This window comes from Aquabacterium humicola (assembly GCF_030167915.1).
Lineage (GTDB): Bacteria > Pseudomonadota > Gammaproteobacteria > Burkholderiales > Burkholderiaceae_C > Pseudaquabacterium > Pseudaquabacterium humicola.
The window spans coordinates 1,920,196-1,941,158 of the sequence record NZ_JARGNB010000001.1 but is presented as its reverse complement, the minus strand read 5'-3'; the positions used below and the strand labels follow the sequence as shown (position 1 = coordinate 1,941,158).

General features: G+C 70.5%; 16 protein-coding genes. All 16 read right to left on the bottom strand.

What is annotated here, in order from left to right:
• Positions 1–6: 6 nt before the first annotated feature.
• The 16 genes from P1K89_RS08605 to tssH all read right to left on the bottom strand — a co-directional run bounded on the left by P1K89_RS08605 (position 7) and on the right by tssH (position 20,953).
• A complete protein-coding gene (locus P1K89_RS08605; protein ID WP_284615967.1) occupies positions 7–1,212 on the bottom strand; it encodes a hypothetical protein in 1,206 nt (401 codons plus the stop codon).
• 16 nt (positions 1,213–1,228) lie between these two features.
• The gene (locus tag P1K89_RS08600) at positions 1,229–1,684 is read right to left on the bottom strand and encodes a hypothetical protein (RefSeq protein WP_284615966.1); all 456 of its coding nucleotides are present in this window, start codon (positions 1,682–1,684) and stop codon (positions 1,229–1,231) included.
• Between the two features lie 25 nt (positions 1,685–1,709).
• Positions 1,710–2,267, bottom strand: a complete 558-nt coding sequence (locus tag P1K89_RS08595; RefSeq protein ID WP_284615965.1) for a hypothetical protein — start codon at positions 2,265–2,267, stop codon at positions 1,710–1,712.
• Between the two features lie 19 nt (positions 2,268–2,286).
• The gene (locus tag P1K89_RS08590; RefSeq protein ID WP_284615964.1) at positions 2,287–3,234 is read right to left on the bottom strand and encodes an AHH domain-containing protein; all 948 of its coding nucleotides are present in this window, start codon (positions 3,232–3,234) and stop codon (positions 2,287–2,289) included.
• Positions 3,235–3,262: 28 nt separating this feature from the next.
• Positions 3,263–3,643 carry a DUF4150 domain-containing protein gene (locus tag P1K89_RS08585; RefSeq protein ID WP_284615963.1) on the bottom strand — a complete coding sequence of 127 codons (381 nt, stop codon included), beginning with the start codon at positions 3,641–3,643 and terminating at the stop codon, positions 3,263–3,265.
• Between the two features lie 18 nt (positions 3,644–3,661).
• Positions 3,662–4,726 carry a beta-ketoacyl synthase N-terminal-like domain-containing protein gene (locus tag P1K89_RS08580; protein WP_284615962.1) on the bottom strand — a complete coding sequence of 355 codons (1,065 nt, stop codon included), beginning with the start codon at positions 4,724–4,726 and terminating at the stop codon, positions 3,662–3,664.
• A gap of 12 nt (positions 4,727–4,738) precedes the next feature.
• On the bottom strand, positions 4,739–5,827 hold the full coding sequence (locus P1K89_RS08575) for a DUF2169 family type VI secretion system accessory protein (protein WP_284615961.1): 1,089 nt from the start codon (positions 5,825–5,827) through the stop codon (positions 4,739–4,741).
• Positions 5,827–8,022, bottom strand: coding sequence for a type VI secretion system Vgr family protein (locus P1K89_RS08570; protein ID WP_284615960.1), 2,196 nt, complete (start codon positions 8,020–8,022; stop codon positions 5,827–5,829). The genes P1K89_RS08575 and P1K89_RS08570 overlap by 1 nt, the downstream gene beginning before the upstream one ends.
• A gap of 81 nt (positions 8,023–8,103) precedes the next feature.
• Positions 8,104–8,496 carry a DUF4150 domain-containing protein gene (locus P1K89_RS08565; protein ID WP_284615959.1) on the bottom strand — a complete coding sequence of 131 codons (393 nt, stop codon included), beginning with the start codon at positions 8,494–8,496 and terminating at the stop codon, positions 8,104–8,106.
• Positions 8,497–8,513: 17 nt separating this feature from the next.
• Positions 8,514–9,212 (bottom strand): DUF3540 domain-containing protein, encoded by a 699-nt coding sequence (locus tag P1K89_RS08560; RefSeq protein WP_284615958.1) that lies wholly within the window; start codon positions 9,210–9,212, stop codon positions 8,514–8,516.
• 26 nt (positions 9,213–9,238) lie between these two features.
• The gene (locus tag P1K89_RS08555; protein ID WP_284615957.1) at positions 9,239–10,300 is read right to left on the bottom strand and encodes a pentapeptide repeat-containing protein; all 1,062 of its coding nucleotides are present in this window, start codon (positions 10,298–10,300) and stop codon (positions 9,239–9,241) included.
• Positions 10,301–10,358: 58 nt separating this feature from the next.
• The gene (locus P1K89_RS08550; RefSeq protein WP_284615956.1) at positions 10,359–12,965 is read right to left on the bottom strand and encodes a DUF2169 family type VI secretion system accessory protein; all 2,607 of its coding nucleotides are present in this window, start codon (positions 12,963–12,965) and stop codon (positions 10,359–10,361) included.
• Between the two features lie 4 nt (positions 12,966–12,969).
• Complete coding sequence (locus tag P1K89_RS08545) at positions 12,970–15,675, bottom strand: type VI secretion system Vgr family protein (RefSeq protein WP_284615955.1); 2,706 nt, start codon at positions 15,673–15,675, stop codon at positions 12,970–12,972.
• 88 nt (positions 15,676–15,763) lie between these two features.
• Complete coding sequence (locus P1K89_RS08540) at positions 15,764–17,104, bottom strand: tetratricopeptide repeat protein (protein ID WP_284615954.1); 1,341 nt, start codon at positions 17,102–17,104, stop codon at positions 15,764–15,766.
• Positions 17,105–17,132: 28 nt separating this feature from the next.
• Entirely contained in the window at positions 17,133–18,152 is a 1,020-nt protein-coding gene (locus tag P1K89_RS08535) for a M35 family metallo-endopeptidase (RefSeq protein WP_284615953.1), read from the bottom strand.
• Positions 18,153–18,214: 62 nt separating this feature from the next.
• On the bottom strand, positions 18,215–20,953 hold the full coding sequence (gene tssH, locus P1K89_RS08530; protein WP_284615952.1) for a type VI secretion system ATPase TssH: 2,739 nt from the start codon (positions 20,951–20,953) through the stop codon (positions 18,215–18,217).
• Between the last annotated feature and the right edge of the window lie 10 nt (positions 20,954–20,963).

Sequence of the window (20,963 nt, the reverse complement as noted above, 5' to 3'; positions counted from 1 at the left end):
GGGGCCTCAGTGGATCGGCGGCGGCGAGCACACCGGCCGGCCGGCGAGCGCGGCCCGGGCGCCGATGTCCCAGCGCGCTTGCAGGTCGAAGGGCAGCAGCGCATCGGGCGGCAGCGGGCCGTCGACGCGCACGCCATTGCACCAGCGCGGGCTGGCGATCCACTCGGCGCCGCGTTCGGACACCAGCGTGCGCGCCTTGTCGGCATCGGGCAGCCAGACCAGCGGGGCCATCTCGCGCTCGAACGCGTCGGCCTGCTCGGGCACCGGCAGCGGGCGGCGCTCGCCGCGCACGTCGATGCCGGTGATGCGGGTGAAGGCCTCGCCCGAGGCCGCGGCCAGCGCCACGTCGTCTTCACCCATCCAGCGCACCAGCGCATTCAGCGCCGACGGGTGGCCGAAGCGCGACAGCAGCGTGCAGCGTGCCTGCGCATCGTCCAGGCGCAGCGCCGCGCGCTGCACCGTGGCGACGTCCTCGATGCCGCCGAGCACCGCGAGCCAGTGCAGCGCCACCGCATCGTCGCCGGCGGCGACATGGCGCAGCAGCGGAAGCGCCTGCGCCTGGCCGGTCCACGCGGCAGCGGCCCACGCGGCATAGCGCACCGCAGCTGACGCGTGCCCCAGCGCGTGCTGGTAGGGGCGCTTGTGCGCCGGTGCGCCGGCTCGCGCGTCGGCATGCAGCGCGGCCAGCCAGGCCGCACGGCAGACCGCGGCGTCCTCGTCGAGCAGCAGGTCCTGCAGCCGCGGCAACGCCCCGTCGAGCTGCCGGTGGTTGGCCAGCACGACCGCCGCGGCGGCGGCGACCGGCGCTGCAGCACGCTCGGCCAGCGCCAGTAGCGCGGGCTGGTGCGCGCCGAGCGGCGCGAGGCTGAAGGCGTCGCGCAGCCCCAGCAGCGCCGCGCCGCTGGCCTGGCCGAAGCCGGCCAGTACGGCCTGCTGCGTCGACGGCGCTTCGCGACGCAGCAGCGCATAGGCGGCGGCGAAGGCCTCGTCGCGGTCGTCGCCGTGCAGCTGCGGTTCCAGCCGCGCCAGCAGCGTCTGCGCCGGGGCGACCAGCAGGCCCTGCACATGCGCCTCGATGCGTTCGTTGAGCTCGCCGAACTCGCGCAGCGTGTGGCGCGGCGACTGCAGCGCGTCGCGGCGCTGGCCGGCGAGGAAGGCCAGGTCCTCGGCGTGCCGGTCGAGCAGTTCGGGGATGTAGCGCCACCGCGCCATCGTGCCGGCCTGCCGCTCAGTTGATCGCCACCGTGCCGGCGCGGATGCGCTGCGTGCCCTTCGCGCGCACCAGCACGTCGTCGCCGCGGATCATCAGCTTGCCGTCGGCGCGCAGGTCGACCTGGCTGTCGCCGCACTGCAGCGTCAGCGTCTCGGCGGCGCGGATCGTCACGTGCTCCGGCGCCGCGGTGTAGGCGACGATGCGGCCGAGCACGACGGCCCGCGCATCGCCGCCCAGCGGCTGCACCAGCACGGCGTCGTCCGGCGCCAGCGGCGTGCCGACGGTCGCGGGGCCGGCGAGCCAGTCGCATTCCTGGCGGCGGCCCTGCGCATCCTCGACCAGCAGCGTGCCGTCGCCGCTGACTGCGACCAGCCGGGCGCGGAACGGGAAGCGCTCGTCGGCGACGGCCGCCGGCGTGGGGTTGGCCGGCGGCAGCGCGACGACGCGGGCGATCGGTTTCTTGGCAGCCATCGTCGATCCCTCCTTCAGTCGACCGTCAACCCGACCACTCGCCGGGACCGTAGAACACGAAGCCGGGGATGCCGGCCACCTCGATCGCCTGCTTGACGCGCTCGTGCACGACGATCGCGCTGACGTTCTCGGCCATGCGGAACAGCAGCGCACCGCCGGTCTTCGATTCGTCGATCACCAGCGCCGCGTAGTCGGTGTCGCCCATGCGCGCGGGCGATGTGCCCATCAGCTGCGACGCGGGGTCGGCGCACGCCACCAGGCCGACGATGTTGAAGGCCTTGTAGTCGCGGTACTCGGCGCCGCTGGCCGGGTCCTTCAGCACGGCATCGAAGTACTGGATGTTGTCGACGCCGGCGCCGGACAACGCGGCGATCACGTCGTCGCGCATCACCGGGATCGCCTTCTCGCCGTACATCGCCTTCGGCTTGCCGCCGTAGTCGGGGTCCAGCGTGTAGACCAGCGGCTGCGGCACGGCGTCGGTGATCGCCCGGCCGAGGTACCAGTTGCCCTTGAGGTTCTCGGGGCCGGAGGCGATCGGCATCACCGGGTGCTTGCCCTCGCCGACCATCACGAAATAAGCCATCGTCGGGATTCCTAGTTCATCAAATGGGCGTCACGCCGACCAGGCCGGCATTGTTGTAGGCGGCCATGAAGGCCGCGCTCGGCTTGCCGCCGTCGAAGGCGTCGTCGCGCCACCGGTCGGAGGTGAACCAGGGCCGCTTCCAGGCCATCGGCCCGGAGGTGACCTGCGTCTTCAGGAAGCCCGACAGCGCGTACAGCCGGGCCTTGACCTCGAACGGCGGGTTGATGTCCGGCGCCTTGCACTTGTCGCACTCATGGTCCACCAGCACCGCGGCCCACTTGTTCAGCACCGTCTCGACGGCCGCGCTGTACTTGGTATGCGCATCGTGGATCTGGCCGCCGGCGGCCATCGACACTGCGGCCACGTAGTTGCGGCACCACGGGTTGTCGCCGAGGTCCGACCAGCTCTGCCCGCTGACCGGCGAGGTATTGCCGCGGATGTAGTAGTTGCCTGGCAGCCAGACGCCGTTGTGCGCGCCGTTGACGTTGTAGCCGATGTGCTTGCGGATCTTCTTGTTCTTCTTCGCGCCGCCGGTGACGGTGACCTCGACCGTCTCGTCCTTGGTCATCAGGGCCTTGAGGTTGCTGGGCTTCAGGGCCGCGTCGCCGGGGATCAGGTGGTGGGCGGCGACGGTGAAGCCGTAGACACCCTCGGCGATGTCGCTGGTCCCGGGCACGCGCACCTTGCGGCCGCTGCGCGCGGTGTCCAGGCGCGGATCGGCCTTCATCGTCGGCGGTGGCACGGGGCCGCCGACGGTGCCGTCCTTGCCGGGCGAGCCGCTGATCATGTTCCTGCCCAGCACGCCGCCGTCGTTCTCCTGCGTGGCGGTGGCGGCGGGCAGGTCGTCCTTGGGGATGTCCTCGGCTTCGAGCGTGTCGACGCCCGCCGCCGCGTCGGCGAACGGGCAGTCGGCGGCTGCTTCCTCGGCGGTGATGCCGATGGCGATCGGTTCGGCGAGTTCGGTCATCGTGCGGGCTCCGGTCGGTGTCGCGGCCTCAGCCGCAGATGTTCTTCTTGTTGTGCCACAGCGGGTCGCCCATGCGGCAGACGTTCTTGCCTTCGAGCATCACGTTGAACGAGTACATCAGGTACTCGCACTCGCTCTTGAAGACGCCGCTGATGATGCCGCCGATGCTGCCCGGCTCGTCGCCGGTGCTCATCATGTACTTCGCGCCCTTCACCATGATCATGTTGCCGTCGGCCTCGACCTTGGTGGTGCCCTGGCTGGTATCGGCCGACTTGCCGAGGTTCGGATAGGGGATCGGGATCGGCGGCGCCGGTGGCGCGGGCGTCTTGCAGACGTCCGGGAAGACCAGGCTCATGCCGCTGCTGCCCTTGTGCGCGAAGCCGGTGATGTTGTGGACGGTGCAAGGCATGGTCGTGTCTTTCGGGTGTCATTCGCAGCGGCCGAGCAGCGCGGCGCCGCGCTCGCCGCGGTCGGACGACGCGTAGACCAGGCTGGGGTCGGCGCGCCAGCCGTGGTGCACGCTGTGCGCGGCCAGCGCCGCCAGCGCCGGGCCGCAGGCCGCGCCGAGATCGCCGAAACATTCGGCCGGGTGCTCCATGGTCTGCGTGGGCGCGAAGGCGGCCGACTGCCGCGTGCGCGCCACGCCGAACTCGCGCGCCCAGTAGCGTTCGCCGTTGAAGCTGCACCACACGGTGCCGATCGGTTGCGGCGGCGGGCTCTCGGCCAGCAGCTGCGCGAAGGCCGCGGCGAGGCCTTCGCCGAGGTAGGGCTCGTCCGAGTACAGGTGGCCGGCTTCGAGGCCCTGGCCGGTGCCCAGCAAGGTCGCGAGCGGCGTGACGCCGCGTGCGTGCGCGGTCTCGGCGGTGGTCAGCAGCAGAAAGGCGGCGCCTTCGGACGGGCTGAAGCCGTCGCTCGTGACGCCGTTGCGGATGCGGCCGGCATCGTCGAACAGCCCCAGCACGTAGAGGTCGACCAGGCTGTCGACACCGCCGACGACGATCCACGGGCTGCCGCCCTCGGCGAGTTTTTCCGCTGCGCGCCGCAGCGCCAGCAGGCCGGCGGCACGGCCGCGCGGTGCCGCGGCGCTGGCGCCGGTGTCGATCGCGCCGGGCGCCTGCTGCGCCAGCCGCAGCAGGAAGCGGCCGGCGTCGATCGGCTGCAGCGTATGGTGCTCGGGCAAGGCGAGCAGCAGCGGCAGCGCGCCGCCCCGACCGCCGAGCGGCGCCAGGGCTTCCTCGAGCGCCGCGTGCGCCAGCTGCAGCAGGCGGGCCTCGCGCCGCGACAGTCCCTGCGCCGCCAGCGCCGGCGCCAGCGGCGGCAGGCCCTCGTCGGGCACGGTGCCGGCGACGAAGGGCTCGAAGCGGCGGTCGCGCCACTCGATCTCGCGCAGCCGCGCGACGCGCGCGCGCGCCGACGCGGCGGTCTCCGCGAGGCTCAGGCCGATCGGCGTGATCACGCCGGCGCCTGCGATGACGATGCGTGGCGTGGCCATCGTCTTCGCGCGTCAGCGCGCCTCCGCATAGGCCGGTGGCAGCGACTGCAGCGACGCCAGCGGCGGCGGCGGGCGGCCATCGGACCCGTGTTCGGCGCAGCGCACGCGCACCTCGGCCAGCCGCAGCAGCTTCTTGTCGACCGGCAGCGCCGCGCGCCACAACATCTGGAAGCGGCCCTGGTCGGGCTCGAACAGCACGGTTTCGAGCAGCGGCGGCCGCGGCTGCCAGCGGCCGTCGAAATGGAAGTCGGTGTCCAGCGTCAGCTGCGGCAGTGTGAAGCGCAGCGGCCCGCCGAGCGTGAAACCGTCGAGCTCCACCGGCTCGCCGCCCTGCAGGTGGCCCGGCGCCACGAGGCCGGCGGGGGCGAGCTGGAAATAGCGCGGGTCGAAGTCCAGCGGCAGGTAGGGCGCGCGCTCGCGCTGCCATGCGGCGTCGTAGGTGCCGGCATAGGCGCGGCGCGGCATCCAGCTCGGCGCGACCGGCGCGAAGCCGGCGGGACGCGGCCGGTCCTGCGGCGAGGCGATGGGCGCGGCGGGGTCCTCGAGGTTCGGCAGCAGCTGGCCGGCCAGCGCCATCGGATCGGGGCCGGCGACCCCGCGGCCGACCGGGTTGTGCGGCTCATGCTCGCGCTGCGACGGATCCTGCCCGGGAGCCGCGGCGGCGATGCCGCCGAAGGCGTATTCCCAGCGCAGCGGCACGCGTTCCCACGGTTGCGGCGCGGAGGGCACCAGCGTCTGGCCCGAGCGCTCCCAGCGCCGGTCGCCGAACACGCGAACCACCTTCGCGACCGGGCCGACACGCAGCCGCACGTCGGCCACGCGGGTGCCCGGCGTCTGGGCGATGGCCCGGCCGACCAGCAGCACGTCGGTCGCCGGTTTCGACGGCGCGAAGTCGCCGCCCGCGCGCAGGCTGGTCGACTGCGGGTCGCCCCAGAACACGTCCGCGGCGAGCAGGGGAATCTGCTTCTCGGCCAGCTTTGGCCCGCGCGAAGCGAACTGGAACGTCGCCTTCAGCACCAGGTACGCGGTCTCGACCCCACGCACGTCGGGGAACACCGACAGCGCGGCGCCGAAGGGGGTCTGGTTGTCGACCTGGAGCATCAGTTTTCAGCGATCTTGGAGCCCTTGATCACGACGTCGCTGGAGGCCTTGATGGCGATCTTGCCGCTGCCCTGGACCGTGATGTCCTTGCCCTTGATCGTGATCGTGCCGTCCTTCTTCATCGTGATGCTGGCATCGCCGGTCTTCAGCGTGATCTCGTCGCCGGCCTCGAGGAAGAACTTCTTGCCGACCTGCAGCTTGTCGTCCTTGGCGACGTTGCTCTGGCGGTTCTCGCCGACCTGCAGCTTGAGGTTCTTGCCGATGGTCTCGGTCTGGTCGGTGCCGATCGAGATCGTCTCGTTCTTGCCGACCGAGTGATTGCGGTCCTTGCCGACGGTCAGCGACTCGTTCTCGCCGATGTCGTGCGTGCGGTTCTTGCCGACCGACACGGTCTCGCTGGCGCCGACGCTCTCGGTGCGGTTGTTGCCGATCGAGATCGACTCGTTGTTGCCGACGCTCTCGGTGCGGTTGACGCCGATCGTGATCTTCTCGTTGTTGTCGACGGTCTCGGTGCGGTCATGCTTGACGTGCACCTTCTCGTCGTTGTCGATCGTCTTCGTGCGGTCGTGCTTGACGTGTTCGGTCTCGTCGTGGTCGATGGTCTTCGTGCGGTCGTGGCCGACCCAGTGCGTCTCGTCGTTCTCGACCTCGATGTCCTGGTTCTTCTCGGCATGCAGCCAGACCTGCTCGGCGCCCTTCTTGTCCTCGAAGCGCAGCGCGTTGGCATTGCCGTACGCGCCGCCCTTGCTCGAGCGCGACAGCACGCCCGACTGCGTGGCGTTGGCCGGCAGCTCCCACGGCGGCATCTGCTCGGCGTTGTAGACGCGGCCGGTGATGATCGGCTGGTCGGGGTCGCCCTCGAGGAAGTCGACGATGACCTCCTGGCCGATGCGCGGGATCTGCACGAAGCCGAAGCTCTTGCCGGCCCACGGCGAGGACACACGCATCCAGCACGAGCTGCTCTCGTTCTTCTTGCCCTCGCGGTCCCAGTGGAACTGCACCTTCACCCGGCCGTACTTGTCGGTGAAGATCTCCTCGCCGGCGGGGCCGACGACGACAGCGGTCTGCGGGCCCTGGACGAAGGGCTTGGGCGTGCGCCGCGGCGGGCGGAACTGCTGGCTCGACGGGATCGCGGCGAAGCTGCACTGCCATTCGCCGCCGTTCTGGCCGCCGTTCGGGCCGGCGGCATTGCCCGCCTCCAGCCCGTTGATCTGTGCCTGCACCTGCGCCTGCACGCACAGGTACTCGGCGTTCTGGTCGGCGCGCGGATGGCGCGTCAGCGTGAAGAGGTGACCGCTGGCCAGCCCGTAGGCGTTGCTCAGGCCCGAGCGCTGCTCGTGGCGCGTCTGCAGCTCGTCGATGCGCATGTCGGCCAGGTGCTGGCCGTCGGGCTTCTTCAGGTAGTCGCCCTGCCAGTCGAACTGCTCGTGCGTGGCCTGGTCATGCGCGCGGCCGACGCTCTGCTGCACTTCCAGGCTGGTCGACGGCGTCTCGAAGTTGTAGCTGCGCAGCACGACCTTGCCGGTGCGCACGCCGCGGCTGAAGTTCCAGTTCGAGACGAAGTCGACGTCGGGCGAGAGCTGGCCGGTATTGCCGTAGAAGGGCAGCTTCTCGTAGCCGGGCACCGCGGCGTGCGCGCTGGTGGCGTCGACGATGATCAGCTTGTGCTCGCCGGCCGTGTGCTCGAAGAACCAGTAGATGCCTTCCTCCTCCATCAGCCGGCTGACGAAGTTGAAGTCGGTCTCGCGGTACTGCACGCAGTACTCGCGCTTGCGGTAGCTGCCCGCGAGCTTGAACTCGAAGCTGGCGATGGCCGCGTGGTCGCCGAAGACCTTCTCGACGATCTCCGGCACCGACATCTGCTGGAAGATGCGGCAGTCGGCACTGCGCGTCAGGAACCACAGCCAGGGCACGACCTCGGCGCGGTAGCCGTAGTAGCGGCCCTGGTGACGGCCCATGCCGAAGCGGGCGACGTAGCCGCAGATGTGACGCAGCTCGCCTTCGCGCAGCTCGACCTCGAGATCGATCTGCTGGCCCAGCAGCTTGTCGGGCTCGATGTCGGCCTTCTCGCTCAGCAGGTTCAGGTGCAGCTCGTCGAGCACGCTCAGGCCCGACGTGTAGCTCATCGAGTCGAAGCGCAGGTCCGCCGCCGGCAGCGGGCTCGTCAGCGAGATCGGCAGCGTCGTGGTCGCCATGCGGGGATCGTGGGGGATCGCCCGCGGCGCGCACAGCGCCGAAAGTCACCCTGCCCGGCCCGCAAGGGCCCGGCCGGTGAACTACGGCGCCAGCAGCAGCACCAGCGTCTGGCTCGGCACGATGCGCGCACCGGGGCAGTTGGTGCTGTTCTGCAGGCTCATGCTGGTCAGGCGGGTCGCCGGCGCGCCGTTGATCAGCACCGTGAAGGCGGCGGTCAGGTGGCGCGACGGACCCATCACCGTGCCCGAGGCGACGCCCAGGTTGACGCCGGCGTTGTCGCCGTTGGTCATCGGGATCGTCGTTGCCATGTTGTGGGCCGGGCCCATCATGAACAGCACGGTGGGGTTGTTCGGCACCGCCGTCGGCCCCATCGCGATGTTCGGGTAGGGGATCGGCGTGGGCACCGGCGTCGGCGTCAGGCAGACATCGGGGAAGCCCATGTCCATGCCCATCAGCTGGCAGTTGGCGAACATCGTGGCGCTCCCGGCGGTCAGCCCATGTGGATCTGGGCGGCGCGCGACTTGATCAGCCGCTCGCCCTGCACGATGACGTGCTCGCCGTGCACGCTGGCCAGCTGGTTGGCCTGCAGCTCCAGCACGTCGGCATGCACGGCGTCGATGCCTGTCGTCACGCGGCGGTGCTGCTGCGCGGTGTGCGTCACGCGGTCGAACACCGAGCGCAGCGTCTGGCCGGTCAGCTGCACCGCGCCGAGCACCGCCTCCCACGCGCCGCCGATCACGCTGGCCTGTTCGGTCAGCAGCGACAGGCGGCCGCTACGCACCTGCAGCTCGTCGGCCTGCAGCGCGAGGCGGCCGTCGGCGCTGGCGAGGGTCGCATCGGCCGGCAGCTGCACCCGCGCGCCGGCGGTTTCGGCGCGTTCGAGCACCAGCGTGATCCAGTAGCGGGCGGCCTGGCCAGCGTCGGCGGCGGCCGGGGCCGCGTCGCACACCACGCCGCAGCACCACACGGTGTCGCCCACCTGCGGCTGCAGCAGGCAGGACGCGGCCAGCCGGGCGCGGAACGAGCCGGTGTCGGCGTTCACCACCCAGGCGCCGTCGGCCTCGGCGCAGACCACGCCGGGGCCCTGCCATGGCGTGGGCGTGTGTGCGGGCAGCAGCGCCGCGGGCTGCGCCGGCGGCAGCGGGGCGGGGCGGGTGGTGGCCGCGGATGCGAGGGAGGGGGTGGTCATCGAGGCACTCCTGAAAACGATGAAGGTCAGCCGTTGGGCCAGAGCTCGGCCTTGGCCTGCACGGGGTCGGTGCCGAGCGAACCATGGCCCGCCGGCAGCTCGGTGCCGGCCAGCTCGGCACGGTGGAACTTCGCGCGTTCGAGCCGGCTGCCCTGCAGCTGGCACTGCGGCAGGCGGGCGCGCGAAAAATCGGCATAGGTCAGCTCGCAGTCGCGCAGGCTGCATTGCTGCAGCGTGGCGTCCGCGAAGTAACCTTGATAGAGATCGGCCCCGTCGAACACGCAGCGGTCGAGCTGGGCCTCGGCGAAGAGCGCGTGGCGCAGCCGCGCGCCGCCGAAGCGGGCGCCTTGCGCGCGGGCCTTGACGAAGATCGCCATCGCCGCGTCGGCCCGGGTGAAGTTCGCGGCGCCCAGCGGCACCGCCTGGAAGTTGCTCTGCGTCAGCGTCGCGCCTTCGAAGTCGGCGTTCTGCAGCGAGCTGCCGGGGAACTGGCAGCCGGTCAGGCGAAGGCCGGCGAAGCTGCGGCCGTCGAGGTTCACCTCGTGGAAGACGACTCCGGCAAAGCTCGAACCCGCCCAGTCGGCGCCTTCCAGGTCGACGCCGGACAGCGTGACCTGGTGGAAGGCGACCTGCCGCAGCACCGCCTGCGGGAAGGCGCAGCCGACGAAGGTGCTGCGGTCGATCAGCGCGCCGCCGAGCTGCGCGCGCGACAGGCGGCAGCGGTGGAACGCGGCCAGGTTCAGATCGGCGCCGGTGAGCACCGTGTCCTGCAGGCCGGTGTCGACGAACTTCGCCGCGTGCATCTTCGCGCCGGCGGCCTGCACCTGCTGGAAGCGGCAGCGGTTGAAGACCGCCGCGCGCAGCTGCGCGCCGCTGAAATTGGCGCCGGTGAAGTCGCACTGGTCGAAGACCGCCTCGCGCAGGTCGGCGCCGCTGAAGTCGGCTTCCTGGAAATTGACGCGGCTGAACACCGCGCCCGGCAGCGGCGCGCGCGCGAGCTGGATGCCCTGCAGCTGGTGGCCGACGATGGGCTCGCCGTGGGTCGCCAGCAGCGTGAGGTCGACGATGGTCAGGCTGGGCGTGCTCACGGGACTGCCCTCCGCACTGAGTGCTTCGGGATGAGCCCTTCGGAACGGCTGGTCGTGCTCATGTCCCGGTCACCGTCGGTGCGCGGCGGCGCGGGTGGATCTTCATGCGGTCGTTCAGCGCGCCGGCCAGCTGCGTGTGCTCGTCGATCAGCACCTGCGAGACATCGGCGCCGTAGAGGTTGGCGCCGCGCAGGTCGGTGCCGCGCAGGTCGGCCTTCTGGGCGATGGCATTCATCCAGTTGCTCTGCGCGGCGCGCGCGCGTTCGAAGCGGGTGCGGATCAGCAGCCCGCCGGCGAAGGACGCGCCTTCGAGCTGCGCCTCGGTGAGATCGGCTTCGGAGAAGTCGGCGCCCGCGGCGTCGGCCTGCGTGAAACGCGCGCCGGCCAGCCTGGCGCCGCGCAGGTTGGCGCCCGGCAACCGGGCCTGCGCGAAGTCGGCCCGCTGCAGGTCGCAGCCCTGCGCGAAGATGCATTGCGGCAGCTGCGCGCCGGTGAAGACCGCACCGGACAGGTTGCAGGTGATGAAGTTGGCCGACGCGAGCCGCGCCTGCACGAAGCGCGTGCCGGCCAGCGAACACTCGATGAAGTTGGCCTGCGAGAAGTCGGCACCGTCGGCGACCAGGCCGTCGAGCGTGTGCTTCAGCAGCATCACGCTGGCGGCATTGGCGCCGCGCCAGTCGCAGCGGCCGAATTGGCAGTCGAGCCACTGCGTCTGCATCAGGACCGCGCGCACGAAGGACACCTCGTCGAGCACGCAGGTGCCGAAGTTCGCGTGGCTGCAATCGGCCTCGTCGAACACCGCGCCGGCGAGCGCGGCGCCACCCAGGTTGGCGCGCTGCAGCTGCGCGCCGCGCAGGTCGGCGCCCTGCAGCTGCGCATGGGCGAGCACGGCCTCGGCGAGCTTCGCGCCCGCCAGCTTCGCGCCGCGCAGGTTCGCGCTCTCGAGGTGCGCGCCGGTCAGGTCGGCGCCGGTGAAATCGATGCCCGACAGGTCGACGCCGGTCAGACCGGTCAGCGCCAGGCTCTTGCCTTGCTTCAGCAGCGCGATCACCTGCGCGCGCCGCGGATCGGAGTCCTCCGGCGGCAGCGCATCGGCCGGCTCCTGGAGGTGCGCACCGAGCCGGTAGGCCAGGCGCTGCGCGCCTTCGGCCTCGGCCAGCTTGGGCGCGACGGCCAGCAGCTTGGCCGCACCGGCCTGCGGATCGGGGTGGTGCTTCAGCTGCGTCGCCAGCATCGCCAGCTCGCGCGCGGCCTTGAACTGCGGCGGTCCCTTGACCTTCATCTTCGCGAGATCGACGCCATGCTGCTCTGCCTTGCGCTTGGCCTCGACGATGTCCTTGGCTGCGGCGATCGCCGCGCGGGCGGTTTCCTGCAGACCCTCGCGCATGGTCTTCTCGACCAGCGCCGGCAGCTCGGACAGCGTCGGCGGCCGCTGCCGCACCAGCGGCTTGACGCCGAGCGCATCGGGGTCCAGCCCCTTGGCGATCAGGTCCTTGCGCACCATGTCGAGCTTGACCTCGGCGCCGCGGAACTGCGCCTCGCCGACGAAGCCCTGCACCTGGTAGTCGGCCTCGGCGGCGGCCATCTCGGGGTCCACCAGGTCGAGGTCGGTGGGCGCGAGGTCGGACTCGATCAGCGCGAACAGCGCGCCGAGCTTCGGGTCCTCGCGCCGCTGCAGCACATCGAGGTAGTGCTCCTCGGGGCGATGCTGGCCGATGCGCTCGACCGCGCACATCAGCGTCTGCACGTCGGCCGCGTCGTCCTCGGCGCAGTTGGCGAGGCCGTGGAACACCATCACGCCGCACTCGGCATGCGGGAAGAACCACAGCGTCGACAGCGCCAGCGGCACGTGGCGCAGCTTGCCCTGAAGCGGCCCCGAGCCGTAGCGGATGAAGGCGCGGCAGGCCAGCGGCGGCAGGCGGCCCTCGACCTTGCGCTTGCCCGGGTGCAGGTTGTCGAAGGAGAACGCCTCGTCGCCGCGCAGCGGCTGCGGCAGCCACTGGTCGGGCGGCGCGAGGTTGAAGTGGCGCCAGTCGAGGTCGGGCGGGAAGCCCGGCGCATGGTTCGGCAGCCACTGCTCGTCGTAGGTGCCGCGGTGCTGCGCGCGCTGCGTCCACATCGGATCGATGCGGCCGAAGCCCGCCGGCGGCAGCGGCTTGTCCGGATGCGTGGTCGGCGCGTTGGGGTACTCGATGTTCGGCAGCCAGTGCGTGCCGTCCTCGGCGGGCGCGTGGCCGCGGCCGACCGGGTTGGCGGCGAACGCCGGGCCACCGTAGGACCGGGTCCAGTCCAGCGGCAGTTGCGCGAACGGCTCGGCCTCGCTGGGCTGGCGGCCGACCCAGCGCCGGTCGCCATGCACGACCAGCGTCTTCTGCACGCTGCCCACCGTCGCGCGCACCGCGCAGGCGGGCGCCGGGCCGTCCGGCGGGCAGGCGATGCCGTGCACCAGGAACTCCGGCTGCGTCTTGATGACGCCTTCGTCGACGATCGGCTCGGCCATCTCCTTGGCAAGGAAGCGCCACATCGACGCTTCGGCCCACAGGCCGAAGGGCTCGGCCGAACGGAACGGAAAGTACAGCGTCGCGGAGATGCTCAGTCCGAGCTTGCCGCGGTGCTGGACGACGCGGCTGCCGAGGCCGACACAGGCAGGCTTGTGGACCTGCATGGGATCAGTGGCCGGCGCCCGCGCCGCCGGGCGCCGGCGGATTCGCCGAAGCGTCCATCGCCTTCTGCGCCGCGGCCTGGTCGGCCGCCGCCTGCGCTTCCGCCTGCTTCTTCATCTCGGCCTGCTTTTCCTTCATCTTGGCGTCGGACTGTTCCGGATGCGCGTCTTCGTAGACGTTGGTGCCGGCGCTGAAGATCGTCGCCACCATCGAGGTCAGGGTCGGGCCGTCGAGCATGCTGCGCGCCTCACCGTAGTTCGGCGCCTTCTTGACGTCCTCGAGGAACTTGGCGATGTCCTCGTAGGCGGCCATCGCGTTGCCGATGGCGGCGCCCACGCTCAGGCCGACGCCCGCACCGACGGCCGCCGCCGCCGCGGCCCCACCGCCGCCACCGCCGCCGCCCGCGCCGCCGCCGCCGGTGATCACCTTCAGCGCGCTCTGCGCGACGTCGATCGACTTCTGCTCCAGGCCCAGCGGACCCATCACCAGCTCGGGGCCGGCCATCATCTCGATGGTCGCCGACAACCCGGCGTTGAGCGCCGCGGAGATCGAGGTGTTGATCGACGCACCGATGGTGCAGGTGGTCGCCAGCGACAGCTCGAGCGAGTTCTTCAGGCCGACGAAGGTCTCGCGCACGCCGGCGACGAGGGTGTTGGCCACCGCGCCCATGTAGGTGCCGGTGTTGGGGCCGAGGAAGACGTCGTTGGCCTGGTTCACCGTGCGGTTGAACTGGTTGCCGAAGTACTCGAGGTTGCCCGGCGTCGTCCACTTGAAGCTGGGGCCGACGTACTCGACCGCGCCGCCGGCGGTCATGTTGACCGTGCCGGTGGCCGAGCACACGATGTTGCCGGTGACGCCGACCTTGAAGTCGCCGTTGTGGATGTCGGTGGTCTTGCCGTTGACGACGCGGAGCACGTCGCCCGTGACGCCCAGCGACTCCGGCCCGGTGATCTTCGTGATGCGGCCGTTGAGGATGGTGTTCTGGTCGAGCCCGCCCTTGACGTTGTACTTGCGCCCGCCGGTGACGTTGACTTCCTCGCCGCCCGCGGCCACGGTGACGAAGCGGCCGGCCTTGTTGACGATCAGCGTGTCCTTGCGGTCGACGGTCACCCGCCGGTCGCGCATGATCTGCTCGGTGCGGTCGCGGCCTATGCTGGAGGACTGGTCGTTCTCGACGACGGTGGACATGTCCTTCTCGGCATGCAGGTCCAGCATCTCGCTGCCCTTCTTGTCCTCGAAGCGCAGCATGTTGGCGTTGCCGTAGGCGCCGCCCTTGGTCGAGCGGGTCAGGATGCCGCTCTGCGTCGCGGCGCCGGGCAGCTGCCACGGCGGGGTCTGGTCGGCGTTGTAGACGCGGCCGGTCACCAGCGGCTGGTCCGGGTCGCCTTCGAGGAAGTCGACGATGACCTCCTGGCCGACGCGCGGGATGTGGATCATGCCGAAGCTCTTGCCGGCCCACGGGTGCGACACGCGCATCCAGCAGGAGCTGTGCTCGTTCTTCTGGCCGTAGCGGTCCCAGTGGAACTGCACCTTCACCCGGCCCTGCGCGTCGGTGAAGATCTCGTCGCCCGAGCCGCCGACGACGACCGCCGACTGCGGCCCCTGCACGAAGGGCTTGGGCGTGCGCCGCGCCGGGCGGAACTGCTGCGACGAGCGCAGCGCGTTGAAGGTGCAGCTGTATTCGCCGTCGTTGCCGATGCCGCCGCCACCGCCGCCGGCGGCTTCGCTGCCGGTCATCGAGGCGCGGATCTGCGTCTGCACGACGAGGAACTCGGCGTTCTGGTCGCCGCGCGGATGGCGCGTCAGCGAGAACAGGTGGCCGGTGGCGAGCCCCTGCGCATTGGTCGTCGCGCTGACCTGCTCGAAGCGCGCCTGCAGCTCGTCCATGCGGTTCTCGGCCAGCTGCTGGCCGTCGGAGACTTCCTGGTAGTCGCCCTGGAAGTCGAACATCTCGTAGGCCGACAGCTCGTACTGCCGCTGCACCGCCTGCGCGACCTTCAGCGCGCTCTTGGGGTACTCGAAGTTGTAGCTGGTCATCGCCACGCCGCCGCTGGCGACGCCGCGCGAGAAGTTCCAGTTGGTGACGAAGTCGACGTCGGGCGACAGCTGCCCGGTGTTGGCGTAGAACGGCAACGCCTCGAAGCCCGGCACCGCGGCATGCGCCGAGGCCATGTCGACGAGGATCAGCTTGTGATGCCCTTCGGTGTGCTCGAAGTACCAGTAGATGCCCTCGTCCTCGAGCAGGCGCGCGACGAAGTTGAAGTCGGTCTCGCGGTACTGCACGCAGTACGTGCGCTTGCGGTACAGGCGCGTCAGCTTGAACTCGTAGCTGGCGATCGCCGCGTGCTTCTCGAAGACCTTCTCGACGATTTCCTGGACGTCCATGTCCTGGAAGATGCGGCAGTCGGCGCGCCGCGTCAGGAACCACAGCCAGGGCACCACCTCGGCCTGGTAGCCGTAGTAGCGGCCCTGGTGGCGGCCGAAGGCGAAGCGGGCGACGTAGCCGTGAAAGTGGCGCTTGGCGCCGTCGCGCAGCTCGATCGCCACGTCGACCGGGTGCCCCAGCAGCTGCTCGGGCACGAGGTCGGCCTTTTCGCTCAGCAGCTGCAGCCGCGTTTCCTCGAGCGTCGACAGCCCGGCGGAATGGGTCAGCGCCTCGAAGCGCAGGTCGGCAGGCGGCAGCGGCGTGGTCAGCGTGATGGCGATCGGCATGGGACGGACTTCGGATGCGCTCGTGCGGTGCCCCGATGGTCGGGGGACCGGCGCGGCCGGGCCAGCGCCGAAGGTCACACCGGCTGTTTCAGGCGTGTTGCAGCTTGCGCGCGCGCACCAGCCAGCCGCCGACCGGCTTGCCGCCTTCGGTGCGCAGCGTCTCGGCGGTGATGGCGTCGGGCGCCAGGCCGGCGGCGGCAAGCGCCTGCTCGACATGGCTGCGCCGGTGCGCATAACGGCCGTGCGGCTGCAGCTGCAGCGGCGCCGGGTCGTTCTCGGCCAAGGCTTCGACGGTGAAGATCAGCCAGCCGCCGGCGCGCAGCGCGGTGTGCGCGTCGTGCATCACCGCGTGCAGGTCGCCGAAATAGATCAGCGTGTCGGCGGACACCAGCACGTCGAAATCATCGGGCTGCGTGCGCAGGTAGTGGCCGAGCTCGGCCTTGTGCAGCTGGTCGTAGGCGCGGCGGGCCTGGGCCTGGCGCAGCATGCCCACCGACAGGTCGCAGCCGGCCAGCCGCGCCGCGAAGGGTCGCAGCAGCGGGCCGCACAGGCCGGTGCCGCAGCCGAGGTCGGCGATCTGCAGGTCGCCGGCCGGCTCGCCGACGGCCTCGCGCAGCGCCTGCGCGACCAGCGACGGCGCGCGGTAATTCAACGACTCGAGCTTGGCGTCGAAGGACGCGGCGAAGCTGTCGAAGACCTGCTCGACGTAGGCATCGCTGGCGCGCTCCGGCGTCGACTCGCCGGAGCTGGCGGCGAGCAGGTGCTGCACGACGGGATTGTCGGGCTCCTCGTCCAGCCATTCGCGGTACAGCGCCGCCGCGCGCTGCCGTTCGCCCAGCAGCACCAGCGCGCGCAGCACGTCGCTGCGCGCCTGCTGGTGGCGCGGCCACAAGGCGACCGCGCGGCTGTTGGCGAGCAGGCCCTCGCGCACCTGGCCCTGGTCGAGCAGCGACTGCGACAGCCGGTACCAGGCATCCCCATCGTCCGGGTTCAGCTCGATCGCGCGCCGCGCGACCCGCTCGGCCGCGGCCGCCTGCCCCTGCCGGCGGTACAGCACCGCCAGGTTGTCGAGCGCGCGCGAGGCTTCCGGCGTGCCCTGCGCCGCGTCCACGCTGGCCTCGTAGGCCTCGGCCGCCTCGTCGAAGCGCTGCGCCAGCAGCAGGATGTTGCCCAGGTTGTTCCACGCACCGACGTTGCCCGGCGCCACCGCCAGCGACTGCCGCACCAGCGTCACCGCGTCGTCGGCGCGCCCTTGCGCGTGGCGCAGCACGCCGAGGTAATGCAGCGCGTCCGGTTGCTGCGGCCAGCAGGCCAGCAGCGCGTCGAGCGCGGCTTCCGCCTCCGGCAGCCGTTCGCTGCGCAGCAGCTCGATGGCGGCCGCGAGCGCGGCGGCGAGGTCGGCACCGACCGGCGCGTCGGAAGCGCTCATGCGTGGCGCGCGCGGCGCATCGCCGCGCTCAGACCACCGGAGCGCGCATCTGCAGCGCGATCGAGGCCTTCTTCGGCAGGTTCATGGTCTTCGGCTTCGGCACGAAGAGCGTGTTCTGGAAGTTCTCGCACAGGTACTCGTAGCTGTCGGCATTGAACACCGCGAGGTCCGGCTTCTCGGTGGCCAGCCGCTTGCACAGGTCGGGGCCGTAGGTGTCCTCGCCCTTGTAGTTGACGTCGTCGGTGCCGCAGATCGAATGGCTCAGCTCGTGGATGATCACGCCGGCGATCGAGTCGTTGGCGTACATGCCCGACTTGAAGAAGGCCTTGCCGAGGAAGATGTAGGTGAACTTGCGGTCGAGCTCCGGCGGCAGGTCCTTCGGCTTCCACGCGGCGCCGAAGAAGTTCTCGCCGGCGATGTCGCCCCCCTCTGCGGGGCAGTCGGTCGGCCCCTGGGCGTTCTTGCCGCGGTAGTACAGCACCACCGGTTTCAGGTGCAGCGCGTCGTGCAGTTCCTTGACCGTGTTGAACACCGTCGCGAAGCGGGTCTGCGACCAGGTGCCGAACCATGTCTCGTAGATCGCGCGCTGCGGCGTGGTGGCCAGGCGGGCCTGCGTGATGCCCTGGAAGGCGCGCGAGATCAGCGCCTGCGCGCGCTTGAAGGCCTGCGGCACGTCGACGCGTTCCTTCGAGTTCGCATGCTCGAAGCTCTGGCCCAGGTGCACGCTGCCCGCCGCCGGGTTCAGCGGCAGCGGCGGCGCGACCCACGCCGGCGTGCCGCCGACCCGATAGGGCTTCAGCGCCTCGTCGAGCTCCTCGACGATCTGGTCCTTGGTATTGCGGATGCTCAGCTTCCACTGGTCGCCGGTGCCCTTGCTCTTCTTCCACTTCTCGAGCTCGTCGCGCAGCAGCTTCTTGTTGTCGACCGACTTGTTGCCGTCGTAGCGCTTGAGCGCCTTGTCGACGTCCTTCAGCTCGTCGCTGCGCGTCTGCAGCAGGCCGCGCTTGGTGCGCTTCATCCACTCGTCGTAGCTGGGGATCGTGGCCATGGACCTTTCTCCGGGTTTTCGTGGCGGGATGGGATGGGGCTGGCGTGCGTCCGGCGCGACGCTCAGCCGAAGTCGTAGGCGAAGTCCGAGTCGCTCACCTTGACGCGCACCTGGGTGATCGGCTGGCCTTCCATCATGCGCTGCAGGAACTCGCGGCTGACCGCCGGCAGCATCGTGTTGGTGAGGATCGCGTCGATCATGCGGCCGCCCGATTCGCTCTCGGTGCAGCGCGAGACGACCAGCTTGATCACCTCGTCGTCGACCTCGAACGGGATCTTGTAGCGCTGCTCGACCCGCTTCTTGATGCGTCCGAGCTGCAGCTTGACGATGCGGCCGAGCATGTCGTCGGACAGCGGGTAGTACGGGATCGTCACCAGCCGCCCGAGCAGCGCCGGCGGGAAGATCTTCAGCAGCGGCTCGCGCAGCGCCTTGGCCATGCCCTCCGGATCGGGCATCAGCTCGGGGTCCTTGCAGAGGCTGGCGATCATCTCGGTGCCGGCGTTGGTCGTCAGCAGGATCAGCGTGTTCTTGAAGTCGATGAAGCGGCCCTCGCCGTCCTCCATGAAGCCCTTGTCGAAGACCTGGAAGAAGATCTCGTGCACGTCCGGGTGGGCCTTCTCGACCTCGTCGAGCAGCACCACCGAGTAGGGCTTGCGCCGCACCGCCTCGGTCATCACGCCGCCTTCGCCGTAGCCGACGTACCCGGGGGGCGCGCCCTTGAGCGACGAGACGGTGTGCGCCTCCTGGTACTCGCTCATGTTGATCGTTATCAGGTTCTGCTCGCCGCCGTACAGCGCCTCGGCCAGCGCGAGCGCGGTTTCGGTCTTGCCGACGCCGGAGGTGCCGGCGAGCATGAACACGCCGATCGGCTTGTTCGGGTTGTCGAGGCCGGCGCGCGAGGTCTGGATGCGCTTGGCGATCATCTCCATCGCGTGGTCCTGGCCGATCACGCGTTCTCCCAGCGTCTTCGGCAGCTTGAGGATGGTGTCGATCTCGTTGGCCTGCATGCGGCCCACGGGGATGCCGGTCCAGTCGCCGACGACCGAGGCCACCGCCTGGTAGTCCACCGTCGGCAGGATCAGCGGCGTCTCGCCCTGCAGCTCCTGCAGCTCCTTCTGCACCGCATGCAGCTCGGCGAGCGCGGCTTCGCGCTCCTCGGCCGACAGCGCGGGCTTGGCCAGCGCGTCCGGCGCCGCCTTGACCTCCTGCGCGTCGCTGGCGACGCTGGCCTCGAGCTTGCTGCCGGTGCCCTCGACCGGCTCGGTGCTGCCACGCAGCTTCGAGCGCAGGTCCAGCAGCTTCTCGACCAGCACCTTCTCGGCCTGCCAGCGCGTCGTCAGCTTGTCCAGGCGGGCACGTTCCTCGGTCAGCTGCTCCTCGACCAGCTTGGAGCGCTCGGCCACGTCGATGCCGATCGCGCCTTCGCGGGCGATGATGCCCTGCTCGACTTCCAGCGCCTCGATGCGCTTGCTGCAGTCGTCGACCTCGGCCGGCGTCGCGTGCAGGCTGACGGCCACGCGCGCGCAGGCGGTGTCGATCAGGCTCACCGACTTGTCCGGCAGCTGGCGCGCCGGGATGTAGCGGTGGCTCAGCTTGACCGCGGCCTCCAGCGCCTCGTCGAGGATCTGCACCTTGTGGTGCTTCTCCATCGTCGACGCGACGCCGCGCATCATCAGCACCGCGCGCGGCTCGGTCGGCTCGTCGACCTGGATCGACTGGAAACGCCGCGTCAGCGCGGGGTCCTTCTCGATGTGCTTCTTGTACTCGGCGAAGGTGGTCGCGCCGATGGTGCGCAGCTGGCCGCGCGCGAGCGCGGGTTTGAGCAGGTTCGCCGCGTCGCCGGTGCCGGCTGCGCCGCCGGCGCCGACCAGCGTGTGCGTCTCGTCGATGAACAGGATGATCGGCTTCGGCGAGGCCTGCACCTCGTCGATCACCGAGCGCAGGCGCTGCTCGAACTCGCCCTTCATGCTGGCGCCGGCCTGCAGCAGGCCAACGTCCAAAGTGAGCAGCGTCACTTCCTTCAGCGCCGGCGGCACGTCGCCGCGCGCGATGCGCTGCGCGAAGCCCTCGACGACGGCGGTCTTGCCGACGCCGGCCTCGCCGACCAGGATCGGGTTGTTCTGGCGCCGCCGCATCAGGATGTCGACGACCTGGCGGATCTCGTCGTCGCGGCCGACGATCGGGTCCATCTTGCCGCTGCGGGCCTGCTCGGTCAGGTCGGTGGTGAAGCGCTTGAGCGCTTCCTGCTTGCCCATCGCCGCCGGCGCGATCGCATCGCTCGCTTCACCGGGCGCACCGCCGGAGTCGCTGGCCGTCATCACGTACTCGGGCGACGAGGCGAGCAGCGTATTGAACTTGGCCGTCAGGTCGTCGAGCGGCACCTTCTCGAACTGCTTCGAGATTGCCAGCAGCGCACCGCGCAGCGACGCGGTCTTCAGCATGCCGACCAGCAGGTGGCCGGTGCGCACCTGGTTCTCGCCGAACATCAGCGAGCCGTAGACCCAGCCGCGTTCGACCGCGTTGGTGATGAACTCCGACAGGTCGCTGATCGACGAGGCGCCCCGCGGCAGCCGGTCGAGCGCCTTCGTCAGGTCGGCGGCGAGCGCCGCGGTGTCGAGCTCGTAGTGGCGAATGATGCGGTGCAGGTCGCTGTCCGGTGCATTGAGGATCTGCGCCAGCCAGTGCTGCAGCTCGACGTACGGGTTGCCGCGCATCTTGCAGAACACGGTCGCGCCCTCGATGGCCTTGTAGGCCAGCGGATTGAGCTTGCCGAACAGTGCGGTGCGGGAGATTTCAGCCATCGTGAGCTCC

Coding starts and splice junctions, on each gene's coding strand:
- tssH (WP_284615952.1), bottom strand. CDS start 20,953: ATGGCTGAAATCTCCCGCACCGCACTGTTCGGCAAGCTCAATCCGCTG.
- P1K89_RS08550 (WP_284615956.1), bottom strand. CDS start 12,965: ATGCAGGTCCACAAGCCTGCCTGTGTCGGCCTCGGCAGCCGCGTCGTC.
- P1K89_RS08560 (WP_284615958.1), bottom strand. CDS start 9,212: ATGACCACCCCCTCCCTCGCATCCGCGGCCACCACCCGCCCCGCCCCG.
- P1K89_RS08545 (WP_284615955.1), bottom strand. CDS start 15,675: ATGCCGATCGCCATCACGCTGACCACGCCGCTGCCGCCTGCCGACCTG.
- P1K89_RS08535 (WP_284615953.1), bottom strand. CDS start 18,152: ATGGCCACGATCCCCAGCTACGACGAGTGGATGAAGCGCACCAAGCGC.
- P1K89_RS08575 (WP_284615961.1), bottom strand. CDS start 5,827: ATGCTCCAGGTCGACAACCAGACCCCCTTCGGCGCCGCGCTGTCGGTG.
- P1K89_RS08570 (WP_284615960.1), bottom strand. CDS start 8,022: ATGGCGACCACGACGCTGCCGATCTCGCTGACGAGCCCGCTGCCGGCG.
- P1K89_RS08605 (WP_284615967.1), bottom strand. CDS start 1,212: ATGGCGCGGTGGCGCTACATCCCCGAACTGCTCGACCGGCACGCCGAG.
- P1K89_RS08540 (WP_284615954.1), bottom strand. CDS start 17,104: ATGAGCGCTTCCGACGCGCCGGTCGGTGCCGACCTCGCCGCCGCGCTC.
- P1K89_RS08565 (WP_284615959.1), bottom strand. CDS start 8,496: ATGTTCGCCAACTGCCAGCTGATGGGCATGGACATGGGCTTCCCCGAT.
- P1K89_RS08585 (WP_284615963.1), bottom strand. CDS start 3,643: ATGCCTTGCACCGTCCACAACATCACCGGCTTCGCGCACAAGGGCAGC.
- P1K89_RS08590 (WP_284615964.1), bottom strand. CDS start 3,234: ATGACCGAACTCGCCGAACCGATCGCCATCGGCATCACCGCCGAGGAA.
- P1K89_RS08580 (WP_284615962.1), bottom strand. CDS start 4,726: ATGGCCACGCCACGCATCGTCATCGCAGGCGCCGGCGTGATCACGCCG.
- P1K89_RS08595 (WP_284615965.1), bottom strand. CDS start 2,267: ATGGCTTATTTCGTGATGGTCGGCGAGGGCAAGCACCCGGTGATGCCG.
- P1K89_RS08600 (WP_284615966.1), bottom strand. CDS start 1,684: ATGGCTGCCAAGAAACCGATCGCCCGCGTCGTCGCGCTGCCGCCGGCC.